Origin of the sequence: Amycolatopsis thailandensis, assembly GCF_002234405.1 — a bacterium.
GTDB classification, from domain to species: Bacteria; Actinomycetota; Actinomycetes; order Mycobacteriales; family Pseudonocardiaceae; genus Amycolatopsis; species Amycolatopsis thailandensis.
In genome coordinates this window covers 77,537-89,318 of sequence record NZ_NMQT01000124.1, presented here as the reverse complement: position 1 = coordinate 89,318, position 11,782 = coordinate 77,537, and the positions used below count along the sequence as shown (strand labels likewise).

Annotated in this window: 11 protein-coding genes; 2 read left to right on the top strand and 9 right to left on the bottom strand. The window is 69.4% G+C overall.

Features of this window, described 5'->3' with window-relative positions; genetic code table 11:
* The first annotated feature begins 11 nt into the window (after positions 1 to 11).
* The gene (locus tag CFP71_RS32930) at positions 12 to 422 is read left to right on the top strand and encodes a PPOX class F420-dependent oxidoreductase (protein ID WP_093937840.1); all 411 of its coding nucleotides are present in this window, start codon (positions 12 to 14) and stop codon (positions 420 to 422) included.
* Between the two features lie 75 nt (positions 423 to 497).
* Here the strand turns inward: CFP71_RS32930 and CFP71_RS32925 are convergent, their stop codons facing one another.
* Genes CFP71_RS32925 through CFP71_RS32900 form a run of 6 tightly spaced genes read right to left on the bottom strand, consistent with a single transcriptional unit; the run spans position 498 to position 5,084 of the window.
* Positions 498 to 1,058, bottom strand: a complete 561-nt coding sequence (locus tag CFP71_RS32925) for a hypothetical protein (RefSeq protein ID WP_093937839.1) — start codon at positions 1,056 to 1,058, stop codon at positions 498 to 500.
* 8 nt (positions 1,059 to 1,066) lie between these two features.
* Positions 1,067 to 2,440, bottom strand: a complete 1,374-nt coding sequence (locus tag CFP71_RS32920) for a hypothetical protein (protein WP_093937838.1) — start codon at positions 2,438 to 2,440, stop codon at positions 1,067 to 1,069.
* Positions 2,437 to 3,240 carry an ABC transporter ATP-binding protein gene (locus CFP71_RS32915; protein ID WP_020631527.1) on the bottom strand — a complete coding sequence of 268 codons (804 nt, stop codon included), beginning with the start codon at positions 3,238 to 3,240 and terminating at the stop codon, positions 2,437 to 2,439. Before CFP71_RS32915 ends, CFP71_RS32920 begins: the two co-directional genes overlap by 4 nt.
* A gap of 18 nt (positions 3,241 to 3,258) precedes the next feature.
* Complete coding sequence (locus tag CFP71_RS32910; protein ID WP_093937837.1) at positions 3,259 to 4,074, bottom strand: zf-HC2 domain-containing protein; 816 nt, start codon at positions 4,072 to 4,074, stop codon at positions 3,259 to 3,261.
* Positions 4,071 to 4,613: an RNA polymerase sigma factor gene (locus CFP71_RS32905; protein WP_093937836.1), complete on the bottom strand. Its 543-nt coding sequence runs from the start codon at positions 4,611 to 4,613 to the stop codon at positions 4,071 to 4,073. The genes CFP71_RS32910 and CFP71_RS32905 overlap by 4 nt, the downstream gene beginning before the upstream one ends.
* A gap of 54 nt (positions 4,614 to 4,667) precedes the next feature.
* Entirely contained in the window at positions 4,668 to 5,084 is a 417-nt protein-coding gene (locus CFP71_RS32900) for a winged helix-turn-helix transcriptional regulator (RefSeq protein ID WP_093937835.1), read from the bottom strand.
* Between the two features lie 66 nt (positions 5,085 to 5,150).
* Here CFP71_RS32900 and CFP71_RS32895 point away from each other — a divergent pair, with 66 nt between their 5' ends.
* A complete protein-coding gene (locus CFP71_RS32895; protein WP_093937834.1) occupies positions 5,151 to 6,065 on the top strand; it encodes an NADP-dependent oxidoreductase in 915 nt (304 codons plus the stop codon).
* On the opposite strand, the gene CFP71_RS32890 is transcribed toward CFP71_RS32895, so the two are convergent.
* The 3 genes from CFP71_RS32890 to mfd form a co-directional block, all read right to left on the bottom strand.
* Positions 6,062 to 6,982 carry a nucleoside triphosphate pyrophosphohydrolase gene (locus CFP71_RS32890; RefSeq protein ID WP_093937833.1) on the bottom strand — a complete coding sequence of 307 codons (921 nt, stop codon included), beginning with the start codon at positions 6,980 to 6,982 and terminating at the stop codon, positions 6,062 to 6,064. The two genes, CFP71_RS32895 and CFP71_RS32890, sit on opposite strands and share 4 nt — an antisense overlap.
* Positions 6,979 to 7,983, bottom strand: a complete 1,005-nt coding sequence (locus CFP71_RS32885; RefSeq protein WP_093937832.1) for a hypothetical protein — start codon at positions 7,981 to 7,983, stop codon at positions 6,979 to 6,981. The genes CFP71_RS32890 and CFP71_RS32885 overlap by 4 nt, the downstream gene beginning before the upstream one ends.
* 206 nt (positions 7,984 to 8,189) lie before the next feature.
* Complete coding sequence (mfd, locus tag CFP71_RS32880; RefSeq protein WP_093937831.1) at positions 8,190 to 11,744, bottom strand: transcription-repair coupling factor; 3,555 nt, start codon at positions 11,742 to 11,744, stop codon at positions 8,190 to 8,192.
* Positions 11,745 to 11,782: the final 38 nt, after the last annotated feature.

Below are 11,782 nucleotides of genomic sequence, written 5' to 3'. Positions count from 1 at the left end.
CACTGGCTTCCATGTTCAGTGAAGCGGAACTCGACTACCTCGCGACCCAAGGACTCGGGCGGCTCGCGACGGCGCAGCCGGACGGGACGCTGCAGGTCAGCCCGGTCGGCTACGCCTACAACACCGAGACCCGGACGATCGACATCAGGGGCTACGAACTGGCGAAGAGCAAGAAGTTCCGGAACGTGGCCGCCAACGGGCAGGCCGCGTTCGTGGTGGACGACATGCCCTCGCAAGACCCGCCGAGGGTCCGCTGCCTGGAGATCCGGGGCCGGGCCGAGGCGCTGACCGGCGCCCTCACCCCCGACGGCCATCTCGACGGCGCGGTGATCCGGATCCATCCCACGCGGATCATCAGCCTCGGCGTCGACGACCCGGACCACGACCCGCTCGATCTCGTCCCGCACAACCGGAACGTCTGACTCCTGGATGTCATGAAAGGGGCGTTCCTGACGAAATTCGTCAGGAACGCCCCTTTCATGACATCCGGCGTGGGTTCAGCGGCGGTTACCGAAGACCGCGTAAGTCCCGAGGCCCGCCACACCGAGCACCGCGGCGGTCCACGTGGCCGCGGCCACGTCGGCGGGTTGGAACAGCCAGGTGATCACCAGGTGTGTGGTGTCCGTGCCCGACGTGGTGGCCCAGGCCACGAACGAGACGACGAACACGAGCAGCGGCAACGTCCACCCGAAGGCCCCGCCGAACAGCACCGCGGCAATCCCGACGAGGCCGAGCAGGCCGCCCGCGTTCCGCACGATGATCTCCACCGGGACCCGGTCCGCCTCCCACAGCCGCGGCAGCAGCACGGCACCGACGGCGAGGCCGCCGATCAGCAGGAGATGCAGGCCGCGACGAGGCACCCAGCGGATCGCGGCGGTCCGGTCGAGATCGACGTCCTGCCCGCTGAGGCCGATGGCGGTCACCGCGATCGCCACCAGAAGCGCCAGGGAAACCGGGATCATCGACCAGCGGTCCCGTGCCAGGAACCAGATCACCGTCATGCTCACCGCCAGCGCCGCGAACGACGCGGGCAAGGCACGCGAGCGGGCGTACAGCACCGCCCATCTCATCGCGCACCGCCGAGCAGGATGTCGAGCTGGTTACCCCGGCAGGTCAGGCCCGCCTGCCGCACCGCGATGATCCGCTCTCGCTGCACTTCGGCCGGAAGGGCACGGAAGATCTCCTGTTTTCGGACGACCTCGTTCTTCGTCTCGTCGCCCATCCAGGAACGCTCGGGCAACTTCCACTCACCGAGGAACCAGCTCGAGGTGATCGCTCGCGCGGCGAGTTCGTCCATGAAGAACTGGTCGACACCGTGGAGGGAGTAGCAGGTCGGCGTCCCGGCGCCGGCGACCAGCGCCCGCGTCAGGTCGTCCGGTTGCAGGAGCGAACGGACGGACCAATCCATCAGGTCCACGTAGACGGTGTCGGCGGCACGCGGCGGCACCTCGTCGTAGCCCAGCCGCCGGTCCTGCACCGCGACCTTGACCGGCGCGTCCGGCAGCGTTCCCAGCAGCCGCAACGCTGTCTTGCCGGGCCCGGCGAACCGGGGAAGTTCGTATTCCATCGCGCCGGGTACACAGACCGGGCCGTCACAGATCATCGCCGTCGCGCGCGGATCGACGGCCTTGGCCTCGGCCGTGCTGCCGGGCAGCACGGGCAATGCGATCGCGACCGCCACCAGCGCGGGGACGACCGCGAGAACCTTCGCCCGCGTGGAGCGAACCGCCAGCAGGAGGAATCCGGTCGCCGCCAGCCCGGCGAGCCAGATCCCTTGACCGAGATCCATTCGGCCCGATGTGGTCGTGAACGGATCGTTGACGACGTCCATCGCGGGAGCGAGTAAAGCGACCCGGAGCGGGACGGCTCCGAAGATCACGCTGCCTTCCGACCCGCCGATCTGGAACACGAGCATCGTCACGAGAGCGGCGACGGCCACCGCGGGCGCCGTCAGCGGATGCGGCAGCAACCGGCCGAGGCCGAGTCCGAGCCAGGCACCCGCGAGCATCGCCAGCACGCCGACCACGACGATCGGCAGCCAGCCGAAGCTGAAGAACCCGTCGTTGAAAACGGCCTGAACGGCGCCGGCGGCGAAGACCAGCAGATAGCCCAGCACCAGCAGGCCACCCAGCGCGCCGGCGAGTTTCGCGGCCCGCTGCCATCCGGGACGCGGCATGGTGGCCATGAGTTCGACCGTGCCGGACCGGCTGTCCCGCATGCCCTGGATGGCGCCGGCGCCGATAGCGATCGGCCAGAGGAACACCAGCAGGAACCGGCTCCACTGCGCGGCGAGCCCCCAGTGCTCGTCCCAGGCGAGCGGCGGCCGTGTCCACGGACCGCTGAACGAATACAGGAAACCGAACGCGACGACGAGGATCGCGAGAGCGGCCCACGGGGCGATGGTGCGGCGAAGTTCGATCCGCAAAGTCCGCGTGTTCACCAGTTCCCCTTCCCCGGCTCGTGCCCCAGAAGGGCCGAGTACCCGCGCTCGATCGGGCTGTCGCCGACGTGCTCCGCGCTCCCGGCCGCGGCCAGTTCGTCGGGAGTCCCCTGGAAGACGAGCTTCCCGTTTTCGAACAGGACGACGTCGGTGCACGCCGTCGCGACGTCCTCGACGAGGTGCGTCGAGACGACTACGCAGGCGTCACGCCCCAGTTCCTGCATGAGATCCCGGAAACGCACACGCTGCGCCGGATCGAGTCCGGCGGTCGGCTCGTCCAGCAGGAGGACGTCCGGATCGTTCACGATCGCCTGCGCGATCCCGACCCGCCGCACCATGCCGCCGGAGAGCGTCTTCATCTTGTCGTCGGCGCGATCGGCGAGGCCGACCCGTTCGATCGAACGCTGCACCGCCCCTGGAATATCCTCTTTGGACATTTCCTTGAGCCACGCGATGTATTCGACGAACTCGCGGACGGTGAACCGCTTGTAGTAGCCGAAATTCTGCGGCAGATAGCCGATCCGGCGGCGCAGGCGGCGCTGATCGGTGAACCCCCCGACGGACTCACCGAGCAGCGCCAGCCCTCCCTCCGCCGGCCGGAGCACCGTCGCCAGTGCCCGGATCAGCGTGGTCTTCCCTGCCCCGTTCGGGCCGAGCAGACCGTGCACCCCCGTGCCGAGTTCCAGATCCAGCCCGTTCACGGCGAACTTGCGTTTGCCGACCCGGACTTTCAGTCCCTCCGCTTTGATCTGCCACGCGTAGGTCGTCGGCGCGACCTCCGCGGCCCCGACAGCTCGCATCATGTTCTCCCCTTCGTTCTATCGTTCGGTTCCGCTGAGCAGGCCGAAGGAACTCCGCCGGAGCACCACCACGACCGCGGTCAGCGCGAAGATCACGCCCCAGACCGGAAGTAGCCTGGGATCGAGCGCGGTGGCGCGCCCTTGCGAAGCCACCGTGGGCGCCAGGACCACCACCACCCAGACCCCTGACAGGACGTACGCCGCCCGGGTCACCCCGATCAGCCCGCCGAGCGCGAGCGTCCCGGTGGTGAAGGCCAGGCTCGGCAGGAGGCTCAGCCCGAATCCGCCGCCCGCGATCCAGCCCGCGAGGGCCTGTATCGGCAGGACGACGGCGAGGACCGCCGTCGTCCGGCGCAGCACCAGGTAGAACCCGCCCCTCGGTGCGGAAGTGACGAGTTCGTAGGCGGGATCGAGGCCCTTGGACCAGGACACCGCGACCCCGAGCACCGGCAGGACCGGTGAGAAGAGCTGGACGAACGAGTAGCCCCCGCTCCAGACGAAGCCGGCCCCGTCCAGCAGGAAGCCGATCGCCGGGATCAGGATGATCATCACCAGCCACGGCAGCATCACCGGTGTCACCCAGGTGTGCAGCCGCCCGGCCCACCGGCTTCGCGACCGCCCCGGCCCCGTTTCGGCCAGTTTCGGGCCCAGCCCCGCCCAGACGTCGTCCACCAGCGCCGACACCATCGGCGAGCTGACCTCGGACAGCCTCCCCCGGCATTCCGCGCACGATTCGAGGTGGGCTTCGACCGCCCAGACCTCGTCGCCCGCCAAACCGTCGTCGCCGCGGACATAGGCGGCGAGAAGCTGTCCGGTCACGTGTTCCTTGTTCACGACAGCGCCTCCCGCATCGCGATCCGAGCCCGCCTCGCGCGGGTCTTGACGGTTCCTTCCGGCAGGCCGAGCAGGACCGAGGTCTCCCGGACGGTCAGCCCGTCGAGCACCATGGCCTGCAAAACCTGCCGTAGTTCGGGAGCGAGCCGGCGCAGCGCGTCACCGACGTGGTCGCCGACCGCGCCGGCCAGCGCCTCGTCCTCGGCGGCGGGCGAGACGGTCGTTTCCGCGACCGGCAGCGGCTGAGCGTGCCGTGCCCGGCGGCGGAAGGCGTCCACCAGCCGCCGCGCGGCGATCGTCCACAACCAGCCGACGGCGCTCCCGCCGACGGCCGAACCGGCGAACGCGCCCGCCGCGCGCCAGACCGCGAGGTAGGTCTCCTGCATCACCTCGGCGACGATCTGCTCGTCGGCGCAGCGACGGCGCAGGCGTACAGCCAGCCACGGCGACGTGCGGCGGTAGAGCTCCTCGAAAGCCGCGCGGTCACCCTTGGCCGTGCGGCGGACGAGCTGCTCTTCGTCCGGTTCCGTTCCCTTCACACCCGGCAAGACGTCGAGATCACGGGATCGGTTCTCACTCGATTGTGTTCCACATCACAGCGGCTGCGCGGTCTCGGCCGCTTTCCCGTCGAAAGCGGAACGGGCGGCGAAGATCTGGTCGACGTTTTCGACGGCCCATTCGGCGACGGCGTTCGTCAGCCTGCCGACGTCGACGCCGAGCGGGGTCAGCCCGTACTCGACCCGGGGCGGGACGGTGGGATAGACGTCCCGGCGGATCAGTCCGTCCCGTTCCAGGGCGCGGAGGGTCTGGGTCAGCATCTTCTGCGTGATGCCGTCGAGCAGGCGGCGAAGTTCGCTGAACCGCATCGGCCGCTCATAGCGCCGGATCGCGCCGAGGACGTAGAGCGCCCACTTGTTCGCGAGCACTTCGATGACCGTCCTGGACGGGCAGTCACGGCCGTGCACGGCCACCCATTCCTCGAACAACCGCCGCTCGTCGTTGGTACCCATGAGGTACCTAGATATCAGGAGAGTGCCTACTTCACAACGGGTACCAGGCACCGACATGCTTTTCCCATGCGGAAGATCCAGCAGAACACGTTCGGCGGGCCCGACGTTCTTCAGCTCACCGAATCGGAAAAGCCAGTTCCGGGCGAGGGCCAGGTCCTGGTGCGCGTCCACGCCGCCGGGGTGAATCCGGCCGATTGGAAGATCCGGAACGGGCTGGTCGTCGGAGACCTGCCGCTGACCGTGGGACTCGACTTCTCGGGTGTGGTCGACTCGGCCGGGACGCGGTTCCGTCCCGGCGACGAGGTCTACGGCGTCACGTTCCCGCCGAACGGCTCGTACGCCGAGTACGTCACGGTCAGCGAAGACGCTCTCGCGCTGAAACCGAAAAGTCTCGATCACGTCGAGGCGGCCGCGCTCCCGATCGCGGCGCTGACCGCGTGGCAGCCGTTCACCAAGGTCTTCCCGGTCGGGCCAGGGCACCGGGTGCTCGTCCACGCCGCGGCGGGCGGGGTCGGTCATCTCGCCGTCCAGATCGCGAAGGCCCGGGGCGCGTACGTCATCGGGACGGCCAGAGCGGCGAAGCACACGTTCCTGCGGGACCTCGGCGCGGACGAACTGATCGACCACACGACTGGCGATTTTTCGAAATCGCAGGTCATCGACGTCGTACTGGACCCGATCTCCGGCGACTACGGCCCTCGCTCCCTGGAAACGCTCAAACCGGGAGGTTCGCTGATCGACATCGTCGGGCACGGTCCCGACCGGGCGGAGGTCCGGCGGAAAGCCCAGGAACGCGGATTCCGTTTCGAAGAGTTCTACGTCAATCCGTCCGGAACGGATCTGGAGGAAATCGCCGTTTTGGCCGACGCCGGTTCACTGCGGGTCTCGATCGCCGAGGTCTTCCCGCTCGAACAGGCGGCGAAGGCGCACGAACTGAGCGAGTCCGGACGCGTTCAGGGCAAGCTCGTGCTGACCGTCTAGCTCGGCCAGAACTTGCGCCAGCCGTCGGCCTCCAGCGTCGTCGGTTCGAGACCGGCGTCGCGGGCGGCCTGCTCGGCGGCGCGGATGTCCCGCGCGAACCGCTTCGCCACGGCGCGGAGCTCGCCTTCGGGATCGATGCCGGCCCGGCGAGCGGTCGCGGCCACCCGGAAGAGCTGGGCCGCCGCTTCGGAACCGTCGGGGAAGAGGTCGAGCGGGATCCCGGCGCGGCCGCTGCGCTGGCCGAGCTTGCCTGCCAGCGCCACCGCGGGCTGGCCGAGCGCGACGCCATCCACAATGGACTTCCGGCTCTTCTCGGCCTGCTTCAGTTCTTCCCACTTGAGGTTCTGGTCGCCGACGGTCTCGACCCGCGGGGCGTCGGCGAACACATGCGGATGACGCCCGACGAGTTTCGCGACCAGTTCGGCCGCGACCTCGTCGATCCCGAACGGGTCGCCGTCGTCCTCGGCGGCGACGCGCGCGTGGAACAGCACCTGGAGCAGGACGTCGCCGAGCTCCTCGCGCAAGGCGGCCCTGTCGCCCTCCTCGATCGCGTCGAGCAGCTCGTAGGTCTCCTCGACCAGGTACTGGCGCAGCGACTCGTGTGTCTGGACGGCGTCCCACGGGCATCCGCCCGGCGAGCGCAGGCGGTCCATCACCTCGGCGGCCTCGACCAGCGGAGGAACGGGCGCTTCGATCACCCGCGCGCCCGACCTGATCAGCGCCGCGGCCTTCGGTTCCCGTCGCGAACCGGCGATGAGCACGGCGTCGCGCACCTGCGCGTCGCCGAGTGAGGGAACCCCGAAAACGTCAGGATCGACGTCGGTGGCCGCGTACACGGCGTGACTGCTTCGCAAGATCGCAAGCGCCTCGGCGGGCAGTGTCGCCCCGCGGGCGATCACGACGACGGCAGCGGTCACGGGTTTCGCGGGGCGGCACCGTGCACAGGCAGCACGATGCCCTTCTTCGAAGCTTCGTTGGGCGCGAGGTCCATACCGACAACATCCCACACGCCGTAGCGCGGATTGACCTTGAGGTCGACCTGGTCGAGGTACGGCTGGAGGAGCCGGACACCGACCGCCGCGAGCTGCAGAGCGTTGGGCTGCGCGGCCTGATCCGACGCGACGGGCTTGTCGGCAGCCCGTTCACGCACCACGACGACGACCCACAGCGGCTGCTGCGGTGTCGGCTGGAACGCGGCGACGGTGTTGGGTTCGAGACCGAAGAGGACGGTGGCCGCGGTCGCGGGCGACTGCATCGCCGGCAGCTTCTGGCCGGTCCCGGCCTGCGTGTCGGACGCCTGCTGGTCCTGCGCGATCAGTTCGGCGGCCGCGTTCGGCGAGGCGGCGAACTTCCGGGCCTTCTCGATCGCCTGCTCGCGCAGCTTGTCCGCGTCGGAGCCGGTGGCGTCGGTCGAGGAGACCGAGCTGAAATCGAAGGTGACGGTGAGCTTGTCCAGGTACTTCATCGCGAGCTGGGTCTGCAGCGCCGCGTCGACCAGGGAATCGCGGTGGTCCCGCACGCGCGCCACGAGCTGCTGCACGCTGATCGCGGGATCGTTCTGCGGATTCGCTTCCATCGGCTTCGCCAGCGGATCGTTCTGCAACGCGTTCACGACGAGGGCCTCGTCGACCCGGATGCCTTCCCGCTGAGCGGCGCGCTCGGTGAGGTCGTGGAGGATCTCCTGGCGCACGATCTCGCGGCCGACGAGATCGAGCTTGTGCTCACTGGCGAGCTGCTGCCCGTACGGATGTTCGCGGACGGCCTTGTCGATCAGTTCCTGCACGCGATCCACCGAAACGGTCTTGCCGCCGACGATCACCGCGGCACCGACCTGCCCGGGTCCGGCGTTGCAGCCGGCGAGCAGGAGAGAACCGGCAAGAACCCCGACCAGCGCGCGACGGCGCCCCATGATCCGCATCACAGCGCCTACCCTCTCATACCGGCCCCTGCGAGAGAACCAGGTCGTCAGTCGCGATTCGGCTTCTCGCGAGCCGAAGCCGGGACATCGTGCCGGATGCCCGTCCGTGAAACCGGATCACGCGTGCTTGGAGCCCGAACTCGCGTGCTTGGAGCCGGATCACGCGTGTTCGCCGATCTCCCACCCAGGATAGGCAGCCCTAGGAGCTACGCGACGGGAGCCGGCGACTTCATCAGGTTCGTCAGCAGCTTCGCGCACCAGTCGAGAAGTTCCTCGTCCCGCAGCGCCGGGGCGCCCATGCGGCCACCCGCCGGGCCCTCGGTCGGCTTCGGCACGGAAACCGTGTTCGTCACCGCCTTGTAGAGAGCCTTGGGGTACAAGCGCTTCAGCCGCACCATCTGCGAATCCGCCAGCGGCAACGGCGCGAACCGGATCGACGTGCCCTGGACGGCGACCTCGGTGACCCCCGCCGCGCGGCACGTGTGCCGGAACGCGGCGACGGCGAGCAGCCGCCGCACCGGGGCGGGCGGCTGGCCGTAGCGGTCGATGAGTTCCTCGCGCACGGCGTCGAGCCCGGTCTGATCCGGCGCGGCCGCGATCTTGCGGTACGCCTCCAGCCTCAGCCGCTCGCCCGGGACGTAGTCGTGCGGGATGTGCGCGTCCACCGGAAGATCCACGCGGACCTCGGCGAGCTCCTCCTCTTCCGAGGTCTCCGCCCCCGCGTGCCGCCGGAACGCGTCGACCGCTTCGCCGACCAGCCGCACGTACAGATCGAAACCGACACCCGCGATGTGCCCGGACTGCTCCGCGCCGAGGATGTTGCCCGCGCCGCGGATCTCCAGATCCTTCATCGCGACGGCCATGCCCGCGCCCAGTTCGGTGTTCTGCGCGATGGTCGCGAGCCGGTCGTGCGCCGTCTCGGTGAGCGGGGCCTCCGGCGGGTACAGGAAGTACGCGTACCCGCGCTCGCGTCCGCGCCCGACGCGTCCGCGCAGCTGGTGCAGCTGCGCCAGACCCAGCAGGTCACCGCGTTCCACCAGGAGCGTGTTGGCGTTCGAGATGTCCAGCCCGGTCTCGACGATCGTGGTGCAGACGAGCACGTCGTACTCGTTCTCCCAGAAACCCTGGATGATCTTTTCGAGTTTCTCCTCGTTCATCTGCCCGTGCGCCGTGACGACGCGCGCCTCCGGCACCAGCTCTCGAATGCGCTTCGCGGCCTTCTCGATCGAGGAAACCCTGTTGTGCACGTAAAAGACCTGGCCGTCACGCAGCAGTTCGCGCCGGATCGCGGCGCCGACCTGCTTGTCGTCGTACGCGCCGACGTAGGTCAGGATCGGGTGCCTGTCCTCGGGCGGGGTCAGGATCGTGGACATTTCGCGGATCCCGGCGAGCGACATCTCCAGCGTGCGCGGGATCGGGGTCGCCGACATAGTCAGGACGTCGACGTGCGTCCGCAGCGCCTTGATGTGCTCCTTGTGCTCGACGCCGAACCGCTGTTCCTCGTCGACGATCACCAGGCCGAGGTCCTTGTACCGGATCCCGGTCTGAAGCAGGCGGTGCGTGCCGATCACGATGTCGACGTCGCCCGAGGACAGCTGTTCGAGGATCGCGTCGGACTCGGTCTTGTTCGTGAACCGCGAGAGCCCCTTGATCTTCACCGGGAACGAACTCATCCGTTCGGTGAAGGTGTTGAGGTGCTGCTGCGCGAGCAGCGTCGTGGGCACCAGCACCGCGACCTGCTTACCGTCCTGCACCGCCTTGAACGCCGCGCGCACCGCGATCTCGGTCTTGCCGTAGCCGACGTCGCCGCAGATGACGCGGTCCATCGGGACGCCGCGTTCCATGTCCGCCTTGACCTCGTCGATCGCGGCGAGCTGGTCGTTGGTCTCGGTGAACGGGAAGGCGTCTTCGAGTTCGCCCTGCCACGGGGTGTCCGGCCCGAACGGATGCCCGGGCGCGGCCTGCCGCGCGGCGTAGAGCTGCACCAGCTCCGCGGCGATCTCTTTGACCGCCTTCTTCGCCTTGGCCTTGGTGTTCTTCCAGTCGGACCCGCCGAGCTTGTTCAGCGTCGGCAGCTCGCCGCCGACGTAGCGGGAGACCTCGTCGAGCTGGTCGGTCGGGACGAACAGCCTGTCCCCCGGGTGCCCGCGCTTGGAAGACGCGTACTCCAGCAGCAGGTACTCGCGGGTCGCGCCGGCGACGGTGCGCTGCACCATCTCGACGAACCGTCCGATGCCGTGCTGGTCGTGCACGACGTAGTCGCCCGCTTTGAGGGCGAGCGGGTCCACGGCGTTGCGGCGCCGCGACGGCATCTTGGTACTGAAGTCCTTTGTGGACGTTCCGGCGCCGGAGCCCCGGCCGGTCAGATCCGACTCGGACAGCACCACGAGCGCGCGTTCCGGCGAGACGAAACCGTCCGAAAGACCACCGCACGTCACCGTCACGACGCCGGGCGTCAGCGGTCCGGTGATGCCTTCCGCGAGCGACGCGGGCACCTCCCCCGCCGACAGCTGCTCGACGGCGCGGGTCGCGGTGCCGTGCCCGGCCACGACGAGCACGGCCGTCCCGCCCGCGGCCGTGTGCGCGCGCAGGTCGGTCGTCGCGCGCTCGACCTCGCCGCGGTAGTTCGGCGCGGCTTCGACCGAGACGCGGTAGACGTCGGGATCGTCGCTGGCCAGCTGCGTCAGCGTCCACCAGGGACGCTTCGTCTCCTGAGCGTGCTTCGCGATCTCCGCGAGGTCCCGGTACGCGGACGCGCCGAGGTCGATCGGCGCCTGGCCGCCCGCGGCGGCCGTGGTCCAGGAGGCTTCGAGGAACTCCTGCCCGGTGCGGACCAGGTCGGCCGCGCGGGCGCGGATCTTCTCCGGATCGGCCAGCAGGACGTGCGTGCCCTGGGGCATCGCGTCGGTCAGCAGTTCGAGCTCGCCCTCGCACAGCACGGGGATGAGCGCCTCCATGCCCTCGACGGGGATCCCGCCCGACAGCTTGATGAGCATCTCGGTGAGCTGCGCGTCCGCCTCGTACGTCGTCGCCAGCTCGGCGGCCTTCGCGCGCACCGGCTCGGTGAGCAGCAGCTCACGGCACGGCGGCGCGCTGACGTGCTGGATCTCGCCGGGCAGCGACCGCTGGTCGGACACCGCGAACGCGCGGATCTCGCTGACCTCGTCGCCCCAGAACTCGACCCGGACCGGATGCTGCGCCGTCGGCCCGAACAGGTCGAGGATGCCGCCGCGCACGGCGAACTCGCCGCGCTTCTCGACCATGTCCACCCGCGTGTACGCGAGCTCGACCAGCCTGTCCAGCAGCCCTTCGAAGCTCTGCTCCTCGCCGACGACCAGGTCGATCGGCGCGAGCGAACCGAGCCCGGGCGCCATCGGCTGGATGAGGCTGCGGACGGTCGCGACGACGACGCGCAGGCCGTCGGTGCCCGTCTTGAGCCGGTGCAGCACCTCCAGCCGCCGCCCGACGGTGTCCGCCCGCGGCGACAGCCGCTCGTGCGGCAACGTCTCCCAGGACGGGAAGTCGACGACGGCGTCTTCACCGAGGAACGACTTCAGCGAAGCTGTCAGCTCGTCGGTCTCGCGGCCGGTGGCCGTCACCGCGAGCACGGGGCGGCCGGCGCCCTCGTCCGCGGCGAGGGCGCCCGCGACCAGCTGGCGGGTGGCGATCGCGCCCTGGAGCTCGAGCACCGGGGCACCGGCCCGCTCGACGACCCCGCGAAGGGCCGGATCGGGAAGGATGGAATGAAGGAGTCCGGACAATGGAGCGTTTGTCACCGTCCCAGCCTACGTGGGGGCAC